Here is a 14,612-nt window from a genome sequence, read left to right on the forward strand (position 1 = left end):
AGCTGACCTTCACAGGCAATCTCTATGAAGGCTTAAGGCTCTTCGGAGGCGTCACGCTGCTCGATCCGCGCGTCACGCAGAGCCGGACATCGGCGACGCGCCCGTCTATTAATGGCAAGGTCCCCCAGGAGATCGCTCGGACGACCGGAAAAGTGACATGGGAATATGACCTGCCCTTCACGAAAGGCTTGACGTTGACTGGCGGCTATTATTTCACCGGACAGCAGGCGGTGGACCTGCTCAATACGGAATATCTGCCGTCTTTCGCCACGGTGGACACAGGTTTCCGCTATCGAACGTCCGAATTTCTCGGCCAGAGGTTGCCCTTGGGCGAGGAGTTCATCCTGCGCTTCAACGTATCCAACCTCTTCAACAAGGACTATTGGATCACACGAAATTATTTGGGAACTCCACGGACGTTCGCTGTCTCGGCGCAGTTGAAGTTCTGAGCAGGACCGAAAATGCCTTCTTGCCCGGAGCAAGGATAAAACTGAACAAAGGAAACACGAAGATGCGCCTTCTTGCGCGCCGAGAGTACGATCAGGCGGGCCTCTTCGGTCTTTTGCTTCTTTCCGCCTTTTCGCTGCTTCTGGCGGTCCTACCGCCAGTAACGCCAAAGCGCGCGCCGAAGGAAGCAGCATTGCATCTCACCGACATGGCGGGCGGCGAGCACGGCTTCGCCGATCCTCCGAAACGCGTCGTCATGACTGCCAACGTGATGCCGACCTTTGCGACGCTCGCGCAAGGCGTGGATGAGTTGATCGGCGCCACCGAGTTCGCGCGTGGAAGCATGTCCAGTGGACTGTTTCAACGGCTTTTTCCCGGAGTCAAGAAGCTGAACCGAGTCAGTGGAGATGGCAAACCGAGCTATGAGGAAATATTGCGTCTTCGGCCCGACGTTGTCGTTGGTTGGGCCTACCAGGCGGATGCCTTCGGTGCCGCTACGTATCCAGATTTCATTCGTCTCAACACTCGGCCCCAAACGGAACTCTGGAAGCTGCTCACTAATCTGACGGGCCAGGATGAAAGATCGCGGCGGCTGCTTGAAAGCCATAGGACGAATGTTTCCGCTCTGTCGCAGCGCCGCTCGCACACAGCAGGAAAAGCCATGAGCGTGATGATACTCAGGGCAACCGCGAGCTATCAACGGATTATCGGGCGCACCCACTATCTCAATGAGCGGTTTGAGGCAGCAGGAGCAGCCAATGTCGTGCGCGCCAATGTCGCAAGCTGGTTCTCGATGGAGAGCGTCGCGGCGCTCGATCCCGACGTCATACTGATCGACGGGGATGTCGACGAGCCGATCACAATTCAGAGCCTGAGAGCGGAACCAGTCTGGCGGATGATCCGGGCGGTTCGCGAGGGCAAGGTCTATCGCAAACCGAATTGGCCCATTTTCCTTGACCCTGTGTTTGATCCACTGGTCATTGAATGGCTGCAAGAGGTCCTCCATCCCGAGCTCGAAGTCAAACTACGCGACGCCTTCAAATCCGTTTATATCGAGACATATGGCTATTGGCTGACTGAGGACGAAGTCGACGAACTCCTCGCGATAGCCGCCAATCGCACATCCTATGGCTATGAGCGCTTCGCCGCGAGCGGCGATCCGTCACAGTGAGTTGGGAGTCCGCCCGCGTCGCGTTCAATTCAAGTTCCGATCACGAAGTTTCGGATGCTGAAAGGAAATCCGGTCAATGGAATTGTTGGAAGACGTCAAGCTGCTATGGGGCGTCGACGACTGGACGCCGGAGCGATATCTGCGGATCAATTCCGGCGTCGAGATTAAAAAGGCGAGCCAGTTTGATCTCCTGGCGCCTCTGGCGGGCCGAAACTGGCGAAACGTGACGCGCGAGACTCCGCAAACCGATCTTTATGGGCGATATCAGCCCAAAGACGATTGGCGGCAATTGACAGATAAGGAGTTGTGCTGTCTCGTTGGCGACGCCGATCGTGAAGCGCTGCAAGGCGCCGTACAAATCTGCCGATTGCCGGATGCGCTTTTCAAGCTCGCGCGTCTTCGTATCGAGAGCGAGGTCGCAACCGGTCGAAACACGACAGTCGCGAGGACCGGAGCGACGGAACTCCGTGAGCCAGCCTTGAGCGATATCAAGAACGCCGTCCAGGATTGGATTTTCGCCGAGCTTTGTAAAACGCATCCAATTGGTTTCAGATCATTCGTGCGGATCAATCCTCCCGGCCGGAATTCATCGACGGGCTTCCGATCGCGCGGCTGGAACGGGCTCCATATCGACCATTGGGGCGGTAATGTCTGGCTTCAAATGAGACGGAGCTATAACGGGTCTCGTTTCATCTTTAATTTAGGCGATGAGGTCCGGCATTTCATCTTTATCAACTTAAAGCTTTGCGCGATCGCCACGCGCCATTCCGACTGCGTGCCAAAGGATGTCCACGCCATGCTTATGGACCGCGACTGCCCCATGCAAGGCTTGATGGCCAACGCCTTCATGGAAGCCTACCCCGATTATCCCGTGGCGCGGGTGAGCATTCCTCCCGGTTTTGGCTATATCGCCGCCACAACCGAAATCCTTCATGATGGATATTTGGCGGGGAAGGAAAAAAGCGATATCGCGCTGCTGGTGCAGCATGAAATTCCCCGCGATGTGGCGGAGGCCGCCGGCTGCGCGGTCGCTCCATTGACCTATCGCGATTCCTGGCGGGACCGATGTCAAAGGAGCGTTCACGCTTGAGCGCTCAACATGATCCGACCAATAGGGTCTCTCAAGTGGATTATGGCGCAGCGGGTCAGACAATCAGGCACGATGGTGTCGAGTCGAACCGTCATCGCGTCCGGGACGCGCTGCCGATTCTCCTCTTCGTTCTTCTCATCCTGCTGATGCTCTTCTCGCTCACGCTCGGGCGCTATCCCGTGCCGTTCGGCGAGGTCGCGCGCATCGTGTTCACGACCTTTCCGATCAACGCCGTCGGCGACTATGAAAACGCGCCCTGGGTCGTCGTCGAGATCGTGCGCATGCCGCGCATTCTGCTGGTGACGCTCTGCGGCATGGGGCTCGCCATGTCCGGCGCCGCCATGCAGGGCGTCTTCCGCAATCCGCTCGTCGGGCCGGAGATCGCCGGCGTCTCGTCGGGCGCGGCGCTCGGCGGCGTCGCCGCCATCATGCTGTCCTGGCCGGCGCTCGGCGTCGTAGGGCTCGCCTTCGGCTCCGGCCTCGCGGCCCTCGTCGCCGCTTTCGGCTTGGCGCGGATCGCCGGACGCGCGAGCACGCTGGCGCTCGTCCTCTCCGGCGTCATCGTCGGCGGCTTTTGCGGCGCGCTCGTCGGCCTGTTGCAGACGCTCGCCGATCCGATGGTGAAGCTGCCCTCCATCGTCTATTGGCTGCTCGGCAGCTTCGCTGGCGCGACCTATGAGAAGGTGGCGATCGTCGCGGCCGTGACGCTCGTCGCCGGGACGCTGCTCCTTGCGCTGCGCTGGCGCATCAATCTGCTCTCGCTCGGCGAGACCGACGCCAGGGCGCTCGGCGTCAATGTCGAGCTGTTGCGCTGGAGCCTGATGGGCCTCGTCGCCGTCCTGGTCGCGGCGCAGGTCTCGGTCAGCGGCGGCGTCGGCTGGGTTGGCCTCATCGTCCCGCATCTCGCCCGCATGCTGGTCGGGCCGGAGCATACAAGGCTCCTGCCGACGTCGGCCTTTCTCGGCGGCATCTATCTCCTCGCCATGGACGACATCGCCAGAAGCCTCACCGAGCAGGAAATCCCGATCGGCCTGCTCACCAGCGTCGTCGGCACGCCGATCTTCGCCTTTCTGTTCTGGAAGACGCAATCGAAAGGCTGGGCGCGTGAGTGAGCCCGCGATCTCGTTCGTGGACCTGGGCTTTTATTACCGCCCGGGCCATTTCGTGCTGCGCCATCTCGACGCCGTCGTTCCGCGCGGGACGGTCTTCACCATCCTCGGGCCGAACGGGCGCGGCAAGACGACTCTCCTGCATCTCCTGATCGGCGCGCTGACGCCCCGCGAGGGCGCGCTGAAAGTGACGGGGCGCGTGGCTTTCGTGCCGCAGCTCTTTCAGGTGAGCTTCGACTACACGGCGCTCGACATGGCGCTGATGGGTCGCGCCAGACGCATCGGCCTCTTCTCGCAGCCGACGAAAGAGGATGAGGCGGCGGCGCTCGCCGCGCTCAATCGTCTCGGCGTGGCGGATCTGGCGGACCGGCCGTTTCACGAGCTCTCCGGCGGCCAGCGCCAGCTCGTGATCTTCGCCCGCGCGCTGGTCGCCGAGGCGGAGATACTCGTCCTCGACGAGCCGACCTCGGCGCTCGATCTCGAGAACCAGTCGCTCGTCCTCGATCATATCCGCGCTTTCGCGCGCGAGGACGGGTTGACGGTGGCGATGACCACGCATCATCCCCATCATGCGCTCGCTGTGTCGGATATCGCCTTACTGATGCGCGGCGAAGGCGATTACGTCACGGGATCGGCCGATGAGATTCTTTCCGAGGACAATCTCACCTCGCTCTATGGCGTGCCGCTGAAGCGCATCTCCTATGAGCATGAAGGAGCGCGACAAGAAACGATCGCGCCGGTCATGATCGCGCCTCGGCCGCGCCAAGGCCGGCCCGGCGACATTCCTGAGAAGATCGGAGGGACGATCCGATGAACGCTCCCGCGACAGGGGAGACGCCGCCCGATCCGTCGCTCGGGTTATCGGCATCGGAGGCGCTCGACGCCTCAAATCCGCATGAGGAGCGGAAGGACGAGAACGTCGACCCCCAATATGAGGTAAGGCCCCCCTGGCTGCGGCCGGCGGCGACGACCGTCGTGACCGGCCTGCATGTGGCGGCGCTCGCCGCCTTCATGGTCTTCGCCGCCATCGAGACGACGCCGCTCGACGAAATACATGTCGAGATCGTGCCTCAGGGCGAAACGGTCACCGAAACCAGCAGCGAACCGACGCCGGAGGCGGCCCCGGTCGCCAGCGACGATCCGGCGCTCGCGGCGTCGCCCGATCCGGCGATCCACGAAGACCCTGACGTCTCCATACCCTTGGAGAAGACGACGCCGATCGCGACGGCGAGCGAGCTCGCCGCGCCGCTCCCCAAGATCCAGTCTCCCGATGCGCCGCAGCTCGCAGTGGCGCGGCCCCGGCCGGAGAATATGGAGAAAAGCTGGCGTCAGGAGGAAGAGCGCAAGCGGAAGAAACGCCAGCTCGAGGAAGCCCGTCGCCAGGCGGCGCTGCGGGCGGCGAAGAAATGGGAGAAGGCTCGGGCGCGCCAGCAGGCGGCGCATGCGCAGATCGGCGCCGCCGCCGTCCGCGCGGGCGTGCGCGAGGGCTCCGGCGACGCGCCACGCATGTCGAATGCGGCTTACGCCGCGCTGGTCTCGGCGGAAATCAATCGGCACAAGCATTATCCCCCAAGCGCGCGTCAGTCCGGCTCGACGGGTTCGGTCAGCGTCGTGTTCTCGATCGGCCCCTCAGGCGCGATCACGGGGCACTCGATCACCCGCTCGTCGGGCGACAGCGCGATCGATGCGGCCGTGCATCAGATGATGGCGGCGTCTCATCCCCCGCCGCCGCCGGGCGGACATTTCCACGGCAGCGTCACCATCTCGTTCGGTTTGGCGAGATGATGCGTGACGCCCCATTTGTCCTGGTTTTTCGAGAAACATTCGAAATTCGGCAAGGACGCAAACGATTGACGAGATGCGGACATGGGCGTTGCGTTTCATAGCGTCCGGAGAGGAAGCTGCCGCAATTCGTCGTCGGGATTAGACCCGCTCGACAGCTTCGTCTCGGTCTCGCAGGCGCTCGTCGTCGCCGATCATGGAAGCATCAGTCGCGCCGCCCAGATTCTCGGCGTTCGCCAGTCCGCTGTCAGCCGACGCATTCAGGCGCTCGAAGACGATCTCGGCGTCTCGCTGTTCGAACGTCATTCGAACGGCGTTCGGCTGACGAACGCCGGCAAGCGCTTTTTCGAGCTCGTCCGAACCGCCTTCGCCGACATGGATTACGCTTTCGCGAATGCGGCGGCGGCGGGACGCGGCGTCGAGGGCCTGATCTGCGTCGGCGTTCTGCCGTCGATATTTCCGGGCTTCCTGAGCCGCCTTGTCGGCGCCTTCCACGAGGCGCAGCCGGGCATCGCGTTCGAATGCGTCGAAGAGGCTCCGGAGAAACTGATTTCCCGCATTATGGATCGGCGTCTCGACGTCGCCTTCATGGTCGCTGGCGCGACCGTGAAGGGTTGCGATACCGAAATCCTGTGGAGCTCCGACGTCTGCATCGCCTTGTCCGCCGGCCACCCCCTTTCAGGCTGTGAATCGATCGACTGGGAGTTGTTGAAAGACGCACATTTCATTTTTGGCCGGGAAGCGACGGCCGCGGGATATGATCGACATGCGAGCGAGAGATTGTCGACGATCGGCGCCCGCTTGTCGTCGGCGAGATACGATCTTTCTCAGGAGTCTGTTATGCAATTCGTCGCGCTGGACTTCGGCTTCAGCCTGTTGAACGACTCGTCGACCGGAATCTCCTATCCCGGCGTGGTGTTCCGACCTCTCGCTGGCGACAACAAATTATCCTATAGCGCCGTCTGGCTTCCCGGCAATGACAACCCCGCCTTGCGCCGTTTTCTCAGTCTGGCGCGCTCGATGTCGGCGGAGACTCGCCCGCCGAAAGCGTAGCGTTCCTGCGCGAGCCTCTCGCCTTCGCGAATCCACGGTCGCCCGCGATGAATTTCTCCAACATGGGTGCGATGAGTTTTGCCGGTTCGACCGCCTTGCCGGATTCGCTTGCCAGAATTTCCGCATAGGCGGCGAGATCACGATGCAAGGCGGCCGGCAGCGAGATGGTGAGCCTGACGGGCTTCTCGTCATCGACAGACGTCAGTTTCAGCTTGGTCATGGATCGACTCCCGTGGCGGCGACTTCTGCAACCTCGGGATATTGCGCGAGGACAAGGTCGCGCGTGAGAATGACGCGAACCGGAAAGCCGGGACGGATGGTAAGCGTCGGCTGAATGTTGAGATTGCGGCCGACGATCTGCTGGCCGGTCTGATTGAGGCTCTGCGCGCCGCCGCGGCGCAGCGCCTGAATAAGAGCATTCTCGTCGCCGGTCGTCCCAAGCTGAGTTCCGACTCCGAGAATGGTGGAGAGCGCGGCGGCGCCGGCGAGCCGCAACCAATGATGATCGACCTCGTCCTCGAGCCCCGAATAGCCGGCGGAGTCGGCTCCGGATTGACGTTCGAGGACGATTGAATGGCCGTCAGGAAGGATGAGACGGCTCCAGACGAGCAGAACGCGTGACTGGCCGAAAGCGATCTGGGAGTCATAGACGCCGATGAGCCTGGAGCCCTGCGGGATCAGCAGAAATTTCCCGGTTGGACTGTCGTAGACATTTTCCGTCACCTGAGCCGTGATCTGCCCGGGAAGATCGGAACGAATGCCTGTGACGAGCGCCGCCGGAATGACGGCGCCGGCTTGCAGGACATAGCGTGAGGCAGGCGCGGCCAGGCGATCGGAACTGACGGTGCGGCGATCGACGGGCGCATTGACGAAGGCGAGCTTGCGATCCTGCATGTTCTGGATGGCGCCGGGATCTATGGGCGCCGAGTCGGCCAAGGAGATGGAGCTTTGAGCGTTCGCCTCGTCCTTCAAGGATGGCGGCGCCGCGGTCGCTGTTGACGGCCGCTCGCGCACGCTGGTCGGCGCGAAGAGTTTGGCGGTGCGCGCGGCTTCGCGCTCCTGACCGGCGCGCTGTTCCTCGGGATCGACCGTGGATTGCGGATATTGTCCCTGCGCGGCGAGGATCGGGCGCCCGAGATCGCCCGGCAGCGGAGGGCCGAGCTTCGGGACGTTTCTTGGCAGACCCGCATAGTCACGCGGCAAGCCATCGAATCCGTCGGCCGTTGTTTTGGCGCCGGTGTTGTAAAGCTCGGGCGGCGGACCCGTGCGCGAATTTTCATGCAGCGCCCAGAGCGTCAGACCAAGAACACTCGCTGAGGAGACGCCCGCGAGCGCGATCAGCGCGCGGCGCGACAATCTCGTCACCTGCGGCCGTTCAGGCCGCAGGCGCAGCTCCTCGGCGACCTTCTTCTCTTGACCTGGCGCGCTCATATGGCGGGCCGCCCGTCGCTGCGCATAATGCGAACGACTTTTTGGTCGTCGGCGCCAAAACGCAGTTCGGCGGCGGCGAAGAGCCGGTCAACGACCATATGATGGCCGCGCACGCGATAATTGACGAGCTGGCTGTCGCCGGCGGCGCCGATGATAAAGAGTGGCGGCATTTCTCCCTGGGAAATTCCGCGCGGGAACTCGATATAGACTTTGCGGCCATCATCGAAAGCCCGGAGCGGTCGCCAGGGCGCGGCGTCCCCCTCGATCGCATAGCGGAAATTGAGGCTGGCGAGATCGACGCCGGTGTCGATCGGCGCCCTTTCCTCGGTGACGGCGTTCCGGCGACGCAGCGCGATCAGCTCGTCTTGCGGATAGTGCCAGGAGACCGAGGCCATATAGGTCTTTTCGGTCGAGCGGAGCTCGAGATGATAGGTGCGCCGGTCGGTATTGACGACGAGATTGGTCATGAGGTCCGGCCGCGTCGGTTTGACCATGATGTGGATCTTTCTCGACGCGCCGGAGCCGCTCTCGGTGTCGCCGATGATCCAGCGCGCGGTGTCGCCGGCGGCGACGGGACCGGAGCCGACAAGCTGTTCGCCATCTTGCAAGGCGATGTCGGTGATTTGTCCGGGCGCGGCGTAGACCTGATAGAGCGCCCCGTCTGAGAAGGGATAGAGCTGGACGGCGTTGAGATAGCCGGCGCGGCGGGGCTGCACGCGCGCGGCGGCGTTCGCCTGTTCGATTCGCGCCTTGGGGTCGCGCGCCTCGGGCGTTTCCTTGCCGCCAGAGAGAGGCTTCAACTGGCCCGGCAACGGCAGGAGTTTTGGAATCTCGACAATCCTGACGGGCTTGGGCGGCTCGCTTTCGAGCAACGCCGGAGACGGTGGATCGTCATAGGCGATCTCCGGCGGCTTGAAGGTCGAACAGTTGCTGAGGGCGGTCGCGCTGAAAAGAAGAAGCGAGGTTCGGCGAAGACAACGAGAGGCAAGAGATGTCATTGTCCGAGCTCCTTCGACCAGTTGATGGCGTGAATGAAAAGGCCGAGCGGATTCCTGCGCAGGCGCTCGGCGTCGCGCGGCGGCTGAACGACAATGGTCAGAATGGCGGTCCAGCGCTCGGTAGAGGCGAGGCTGGCGTTTTCATAGCGCCGCTCGGTCCAGGCGATGCGGAAGGAGTCGGCCGAAGCGCGGATGACGCTTGCGACCTCGACGGCGATCTGGATCTGCCCGACTTTGGCGAAAGGATCATTGGCGCGGGCGTAGTCGTTCAGAGCCGCCGCGCCCTTGTAGGTCGTGAAGTCGTAAGATCTGAGCCAGTTCTGGCGGACCACGATCGGATCGGCGGGGATCGCACGCACATTCTCGATGAAGCGGGCGAGATGCCAGGCGATCTGCGGATCGGTCGGCCTGTAATCGGCGACAGCCGGCGCGACGGCCTGCGCCTCGCCGAATTTATCGACCTGCACCACCCAGGGAACGACAGTTCCGCGTGCACCCTGCCAGACAAGGGCGGCGGCGAGACCGCCGGCGAGAAAGAGGTTGCCGAAGGCGATCAAGCGCCAATTTTTCGCCTGCACGCGCGCCGAACCGATCCGTTCGTCCCAGATCTGGGCGGCTTTCTGATAGGGCGTTTCGGGTTCAGGCGTTCGCCCGTAGCGAATGGAGGATCGTTTGAACATCAGCGCGTCTCGCTCAGATTGATCGACGTTCCCGCGCCATGGGAGTCGCCGGCGCGAAGGGAATGGGCGGTGAGAGAAAGGCCGTGGGCGACGGATTGATGCCGCTTCATACGCTTCGCCCAGGCGGGTTCGCCGACGCCAATCCGCGCGGCATTCGGCGCAATGGAACCCGACGCGCCGCCAACCGGCGTCGCCCCGCCAGCAACTTGAGACAAAGGTCCGCCGAGCGCCGCGCCCGCCGTTTCTCCTCCCGGCGATCCGCTGGGAGCGGGCGGATATCCGCCGGATGACGGCGCGCCGCCGGGAGGATTCGGACCGCGCCACGGCGGCAGCGCCGCGGCGGCCTGCATTTCGTTCTTTCCGGCGAGACTCGTCAGCGCGCCGCCGGCCATGCGGGCGGCGCCGGCGCCGGCGAGAACGGCGCCGCCTGCGGCGAAGCCGGTTCCGACGACGGCGCCCGCGCCAAGCTGCGGCCCGCCCGAGACGATCCCATTGGCGACGGCGGGGCCGAAAATCCCCAGGCCGAGCAGCGACAGCGCGGCGAGCACCAGCGCCATGGCGTCGTCGATTGTGGGTTGCGCGCCGCCGAACCCGGCCGTGAATTGCTGAAAGAGCGTCGAGCCGATGCCGACGATGACGGCGAGCACCAGCACCTTGACGCCGGAGGAGACGACATTGCCGAGCACGCGTTCCGCGAGAAAAGCGGTCTTGCCGAAAAGGCCGAAGGGAATGAGCACGAAGCCGGCGAGCGTCGTCAGCTTGAACTCGATCAGCGTGACGAAGAGTTGGATGGCGAGAATGAAGAAGCTCAGCAGGACGACGGTCCAGGCAAACATCAAGACGACGATCTGGACGAAGTTCTCGACGAAGGCGACATAGCCGAGAAGCCCTGAGACGGAATCGAGGATCGGGCGTCCGGCGTCGATCCCGACCTGGGCGATGCGTCCCGGCCGCAGAAAGTCCCCCGTCGACAGGCCGCTTCCCGCCGCCTTGAGGCCAAGGCCGGAGAAGCTTTCGAAGACGATGCGGGCGAGATTGTTCCAATTGCCGATCAAATAGGCGAAGACGCCGACGAAGAGGGTTTTCTTGACGAGGCGGGCGATGATGTCCTCGTCGGGCGCCAGGCTCCAGAAGAGGGCGGCGAGCGTCACGTCGATCACGACCAGGGTCGAAGCGAGGAACGAGGCTTCGCCCCCGAGCAGGCCGAAGCCCGAATCGATATAGCGGGTGAAAGTCTCGAGGAAGCGATCGATGATTCCGGTCCCGCCCATGCGCGTCACTCGCTTCCTTGAGTTGGCGCCAATTTTGGCGACGGTTTTTCGAGCGCCCGCGGAACCGACGGGAAGATGTCGAGCGTTTCACCCGACTCGTCCCGCCGCTCGCTCGGCGTCAGAAATTTTTTCCGCTGGGCCGCCCAAAGCGCCCGGCATTTGGGATCGTCCGCCTGTTCGATCGGGAGCTGGGCGCAGCGCAGAAGCTCTTCATCGATCGGGGATGTTTTTGTCGGCGCGATGCGCTCGGAGGCGGGCAAGGCGTGAGATCTTGCGGCGACGTCGGCGTCGCAAGCCGCTTCGACGCCGATCAGGCCGACGCCGCCAACGACGATTCCGAGCGCGATCAGGCCGAGATTTTCGGGCATGAGCCAGTCTTCGATTTTCATCGCGGCGCGCCTCAATGAAACATGGCGACATTGCCGGGCTGGTAGCCCTGTCCCGGCGCGATGAAGCGGCGCATCTGCTCGCGCGCCTGTTCCTGGGCTTGCGCCTGACGCGCTAGTTCGAGCGACTGGGCGCGGCCCTGCGACGCGAGCAGCGCGGTCACATCGGAAAGCTGCTTGCTTTGGAGCGCGAGAAGTTGATTGCCGGCCTGCGACGCTTGCAAGGCGCCGACGGCGGATTGGCTGGATGAGAGCAGCGCCCCCGCTTCGGATTGGGCCGTGTCGATCGCCTGGACGACGCCGGCCTGAACCCGCATCGCGTCCTGAAACGCCGCCAGAGAATTCTGCCAGCGCTGGCGCGCCCCGTCGATCAGGCTGGCCGAACTCGTCGAGGCGCCTGCAGCGCCATATTGCGTCGAAAAGATCTGGTCGATCTGCCGCACGTCATAGGCGATGCGCTGCGCCTCATTGAGCAGGCGCTGGGTCTCGCCGATCGACTGCTGGAGCGTTTGCAGCGAGGAATAGGGAAGATTGGCGAGATTGCGCGCCTGATTGATCAGCATCCGCGCCTCGTTCTGGAGGCTGGTGATCTGATTGTTGATCTGCTGCAGCGTATTCGCCGCGGTCATGACATTCTGGGCGTAATTGGTGGGGTCGAACACCGCGAATTGCGCCGACGCCGGCGCGCCAAGCGAAAGAGCAAGCGCGACGGCGCTCACCGTTGCGAGGCAATGGATATGGATCTTGATCATGACGTGGCCTCCAGATTGTCGTTGGGGACAAGAAGATCGGCGGCCCAGCCGAGGCCGTGCGCGGCGAGCCACGCCGAGGCGAAGCCCTCGTAGCTCACCTCCGCGAGAATGTCGGCGATCAGCTTCTGGTCGCTCTTCGAGGAGGCGGCGCAGAGCGCCAGCGCCACGGGACCGAGCCCGAGCTCGAACAGGCGATTGCCGCGCCGCGACTGGCAGTAATAGTCGCGCTTCGGCGTCGCCCGCGTGATGATCTCGATCTGCCGGTCGTTGAGGCCGAAGCGCCGATAGATCGACAGGATCTGCGGCTCGATCGCCCGCTCATTGGGCAAGAAAATCCGCGTCGGGCAGCTCTCGACGATCGCCGGGGCGATCGGGCTCGTCTCGATATCGGCGAGCGACTGGGTGGCGAAGACGACGGACGCGTTCTTCTTGCGCAGAGTTTTGAGCCATTCGCGCAATTGCGCGGAGAAACCGGGATCGTCGAGCGCCAGCCAGCCTTCGTCTATAATAAGAAGAGTGGGCGAGCCGTCGAGCCGGCCTTCGATGCGGTGGAATAGATAGGAGAGGACAGCGGGCGCCGCGGCGGAGCCGATCAGCCCTTCCGTCTCGAAACATTGGATGTCGGCGTCGCCCAGATGCTCGACTTCGGAATCGAGCAGGCGCCCATGCGGGCCGCCAAGGCAATAGGGTTTGAGCGCACGCTTGAGGCTGTTCGATTGCAGGAGGATCGAGAGGCCGGTGAGCGTCCGTTCGTGGGCCGGCGCGGAAGCAAGAGAAGAGAGCGCCGACCAGATATGCTCCTTCACTTCCGGCGTGACGCCGACATTTTCGCGGGCGAGGATCGCGGCGATCCATTCCGCCGCCCAGCTTCGCTCCGCCGCCTCAACCACATTGGCGAGCGGCTGGAGCGCGACGGGCTCCAGCGCGTCCTCGGAGAGCGCGCCGCCGAGGTCGTGCCAGCTCCCGCCCATCGCGAGGACCGCCGCCCGCGCCGAGCCGCCGAAGTCGAACACGAACACTTGCGAGCGTTCATAGCGGCGAAATTGCAGCGCCATCAAAGCGAGCAGCACGCTCTTGCCGGCGCCGGTCGGCCCGACGACCAGCGTATGGCCCACGTCGCCGACATGAAGCGAGAAGCGGAACGGCGTCGAGCCTTCCGTTCGGGCGAGAAAGAGTGGCGGCGCATTCAGATGTTCGTCGCGCAAGGGTCCCGCCCAGACCGCCGAGAGCGGAATCATATGGGCGAGATTGAGGGTCGAGACCGGCGGCTGGCGCACATTGGCGTAGACATGTCCGGGAAGAGAGCCGAGCCAGGCCTCGAGCGCGTTGACCGTTTCGACCATGGAGGTGAAGTCCCGGCCCTGGATCGCCTTCTCGGCAAGGCGCAGCTTCTCGTCGGCGCGGCGCGGATCCTCGTCCCAGACGATGAAGCTCGCCGTCACATAGGCTTCGCCGATCAGATCGGAGCCGAGGTCCTGCAGCGCCGCGTCGGCGTCCATCGCCTTGTTGTGGGCGTCGGCGTCGAGAAGGACGGAGGCCTCATTGGTCATCACCTCCTTCAGGATCGCCAGGATCGACTTGCGCTTGGCGAACCATTGCCGGCGGATGCGGGTCAGGACTCTGGCGGCGTCCGTCTTGTCGAGCGCGATCGCCCGCGTCGACCAGCGGTAGGAAAAGGCGAGGCGATTGAGATCGTCGAGGATTCCGGGCCACGTCGCCGAGGGAAACCCCATGATGGTCAGCGTGCGCAGATGCGCCCGCCCCAGCCGGGGCTCCAATCCGCCGGTCAGCGGCGCGTCCACCAGAATCGCGTCGAGGTGCATCGGCGTCTCGGGAACACGAACGCCATGGCGTTTGGTCGAGACGCAGGAATGGAGATAGGTCAGCGTCTCGCTGTCTGAGAGCCATTTGGCTTCCGGCGCGAAGCCTTCGATGAGCTGAAGGAGCCGGTCCGTCCGGTCGATGAAGGCGGAGAGGACGCTCTTTGCGTCATGTTCCGAGGAACGCCCCTCATAGAGCCAGCTCTCGGCGCCGGCCGCGTCGTCTTCGGGCGGCAGAAAAAGAAGCGTCAGAAAATAGAAGCTCTCGAAATGCGCGCCTTCTTCCTCGAACTGCGCCCGCCGTTCTTCCTCGACCAGCGCCGAGACCGGATCGGGAAAGGAGCTTGCCGGATAGTCCTGCGCCGGATTGTGTTGCGCCTCGAAGAAGATTGCCCAGCCAGATCCCAATCGCCGCAGGGCGTTGTTCAATCGCGCCGTCACGCCGACGAGCTCGGCCTGTGTCGCGCTTTCGAGATCGGGGCCGCGAAAACGCGCGGTGCGCTGGAACGAACCGTCCTTGTTCAGGACGACGCCCGGCGCCACCAGCGCCGCCCAGGGCAGAAAATCAGCGAGGCTCTGCGGCTTCCTGCGATATTCGGCGAGGTTCAGCATCGATCCTCTC

15 protein-coding genes are annotated in these 14,612 nt (G+C 63.6%); 7 read left to right on the forward strand and 8 right to left on the reverse strand.

The genetic code is table 11. The features are described 5' to 3' along the window. The first annotated feature begins 2 nt into the window (after positions 1 to 2). The 7 genes from MMG94_RS19780 (at position 3) to MMG94_RS19810 (ending at position 6,652) form a co-directional block, all read left to right on the forward strand. Positions 3 to 449 carry a TonB-dependent receptor domain-containing protein gene (locus MMG94_RS19780; RefSeq protein WP_244415262.1) on the forward strand — a complete coding sequence of 149 codons (447 nt, stop codon included), beginning with the start codon at positions 3 to 5 and terminating at the stop codon, positions 447 to 449. A gap of 62 nt (positions 450 to 511) precedes the next feature. Beyond that, on the forward strand, positions 512 to 1,618 hold the full coding sequence (locus MMG94_RS19785; protein ID WP_154420380.1) for an ABC transporter substrate-binding protein: 1,107 nt from the start codon (positions 512 to 514) through the stop codon (positions 1,616 to 1,618). 76 nt (positions 1,619 to 1,694) lie between these two features. Then, the gene (locus MMG94_RS19790; RefSeq protein WP_016919140.1) at positions 1,695 to 2,708 is read left to right on the forward strand and encodes a hypothetical protein; all 1,014 of its coding nucleotides are present in this window, start codon (positions 1,695 to 1,697) and stop codon (positions 2,706 to 2,708) included. Between the two features lie 62 nt (positions 2,709 to 2,770). Then, positions 2,771 to 3,820 (forward strand): FecCD family ABC transporter permease, encoded by a 1,050-nt coding sequence (locus MMG94_RS19795; protein WP_026016125.1) that lies wholly within the window; start codon positions 2,771 to 2,773, stop codon positions 3,818 to 3,820. Continuing rightward, complete coding sequence (locus MMG94_RS19800; RefSeq protein ID WP_081495610.1) at positions 3,813 to 4,631, forward strand: ABC transporter ATP-binding protein; 819 nt, start codon at positions 3,813 to 3,815, stop codon at positions 4,629 to 4,631. The genes MMG94_RS19795 and MMG94_RS19800 overlap by 8 nt, the downstream gene beginning before the upstream one ends. Then, on the forward strand, positions 4,628 to 5,602 hold the full coding sequence (locus MMG94_RS19805) for a TonB family protein (protein ID WP_016919137.1): 975 nt from the start codon (positions 4,628 to 4,630) through the stop codon (positions 5,600 to 5,602). Before MMG94_RS19800 ends, MMG94_RS19805 begins: the two co-directional genes overlap by 4 nt. An 81-nt stretch (positions 5,603 to 5,683) precedes the next feature. Continuing rightward, a complete protein-coding gene (locus tag MMG94_RS19810; RefSeq protein WP_016919136.1) occupies positions 5,684 to 6,652 on the forward strand; it encodes a LysR family transcriptional regulator in 969 nt (322 codons plus the stop codon). Here the strand turns inward: MMG94_RS19810 and MMG94_RS19815 are convergent. The 8 genes from MMG94_RS19815 to trbE are packed head-to-tail and all read right to left on the reverse strand — an operon-like array spanning position 6,603 to position 14,602. Next, complete coding sequence (locus MMG94_RS19815) at positions 6,603 to 6,872, reverse strand: DUF2274 domain-containing protein (RefSeq protein WP_154420382.1); 270 nt, start codon at positions 6,870 to 6,872, stop codon at positions 6,603 to 6,605. The genes MMG94_RS19810 and MMG94_RS19815 overlap by 50 nt on opposite strands. Further along, positions 6,869 to 8,083 carry a TraB/TrbI/VirB10 family type IV secretion system protein gene (locus MMG94_RS19820; RefSeq protein ID WP_016922031.1) on the reverse strand — a complete coding sequence of 405 codons (1,215 nt, stop codon included), beginning with the start codon at positions 8,081 to 8,083 and terminating at the stop codon, positions 6,869 to 6,871. Before MMG94_RS19820 ends, MMG94_RS19815 begins: the two co-directional genes overlap by 4 nt. Continuing rightward, positions 8,080 to 9,081: a P-type conjugative transfer protein TrbG gene (gene trbG, locus MMG94_RS19825; RefSeq protein WP_016922032.1), complete on the reverse strand. Its 1,002-nt coding sequence runs from the start codon at positions 9,079 to 9,081 to the stop codon at positions 8,080 to 8,082. The genes MMG94_RS19820 and trbG overlap by 4 nt, the downstream gene beginning before the upstream one ends. Continuing rightward, on the reverse strand, positions 9,078 to 9,761 hold the full coding sequence (gene trbF, locus MMG94_RS19830; RefSeq protein WP_016922033.1) for a conjugal transfer protein TrbF: 684 nt from the start codon (positions 9,759 to 9,761) through the stop codon (positions 9,078 to 9,080). The genes trbG and trbF overlap by 4 nt, the downstream gene beginning before the upstream one ends. Further along, positions 9,761 to 11,032 (reverse strand): P-type conjugative transfer protein TrbL, encoded by a 1,272-nt coding sequence (gene trbL / locus MMG94_RS19835; RefSeq protein WP_016922034.1) that lies wholly within the window; start codon positions 11,030 to 11,032, stop codon positions 9,761 to 9,763. The genes trbF and trbL overlap by 1 nt, the downstream gene beginning before the upstream one ends. A gap of 5 nt (positions 11,033 to 11,037) precedes the next feature. Continuing rightward, complete coding sequence (trbK-alt, locus tag MMG94_RS19840) at positions 11,038 to 11,421, reverse strand: putative entry exclusion protein TrbK-alt (protein WP_016922035.1); 384 nt, start codon at positions 11,419 to 11,421, stop codon at positions 11,038 to 11,040. 11 nt (positions 11,422 to 11,432) lie between these two features. Next, positions 11,433 to 12,170 (reverse strand): P-type conjugative transfer protein TrbJ, encoded by a 738-nt coding sequence (gene trbJ, locus MMG94_RS19845; protein ID WP_016922036.1) that lies wholly within the window; start codon positions 12,168 to 12,170, stop codon positions 11,433 to 11,435. Beyond that, positions 12,167 to 14,602, reverse strand: coding sequence for a conjugal transfer protein TrbE (trbE, locus tag MMG94_RS19850; RefSeq protein ID WP_016922037.1), 2,436 nt, complete (start codon positions 14,600 to 14,602; stop codon positions 12,167 to 12,169). Before trbE ends, trbJ begins: the two co-directional genes overlap by 4 nt. Between the last annotated feature and the right edge of the window lie 10 nt (positions 14,603 to 14,612).

The organism is Methylocystis parvus OBBP, from assembly GCF_027571405.1.
Lineage (GTDB): Bacteria > Pseudomonadota > Alphaproteobacteria > Rhizobiales > Beijerinckiaceae > Methylocystis > Methylocystis parva.

Bases quoted from the DNA above. Each gene is read 5' to 3' on its own strand.
- MMG94_RS19785 (WP_154420380.1), top strand. From the start codon at position 512: ATGCGCCTTCTTGCGCGCCGAGAGTACGATCAGGCGGGCCTCTTCGGT.
- MMG94_RS19790 (WP_016919140.1), top strand. From the start codon at position 1,695: ATGGAATTGTTGGAAGACGTCAAGCTGCTATGGGGCGTCGACGACTGG.
- MMG94_RS19805 (WP_016919137.1), top strand. From the start codon at position 4,628: ATGAACGCTCCCGCGACAGGGGAGACGCCGCCCGATCCGTCGCTCGGG.
- MMG94_RS19810 (WP_016919136.1), top strand. From the start codon at position 5,684: ATGGGCGTTGCGTTTCATAGCGTCCGGAGAGGAAGCTGCCGCAATTCG.
- MMG94_RS19815 (WP_154420382.1), bottom strand. From the start codon at position 6,872: ATGACCAAGCTGAAACTGACGTCTGTCGATGACGAGAAGCCCGTCAGG.
- MMG94_RS19820 (WP_016922031.1), bottom strand. From the start codon at position 8,083: ATGAGCGCGCCAGGTCAAGAGAAGAAGGTCGCCGAGGAGCTGCGCCTG.
- trbG (WP_016922032.1), bottom strand. From the start codon at position 9,081: ATGACATCTCTTGCCTCTCGTTGTCTTCGCCGAACCTCGCTTCTTCTT.
- trbF (WP_016922033.1), bottom strand. From the start codon at position 9,761: ATGTTCAAACGATCCTCCATTCGCTACGGGCGAACGCCTGAACCCGAA.
- trbL (WP_016922034.1), bottom strand. From the start codon at position 11,032: ATGGGCGGGACCGGAATCATCGATCGCTTCCTCGAGACTTTCACCCGC.
- trbK-alt (WP_016922035.1), bottom strand. From the start codon at position 11,421: ATGAAAATCGAAGACTGGCTCATGCCCGAAAATCTCGGCCTGATCGCG.
- trbJ (WP_016922036.1), bottom strand. From the start codon at position 12,170: ATGATCAAGATCCATATCCATTGCCTCGCAACGGTGAGCGCCGTCGCG.
- trbE (WP_016922037.1), bottom strand. From the start codon at position 14,602: ATGCTGAACCTCGCCGAATATCGCAGGAAGCCGCAGAGCCTCGCTGAT.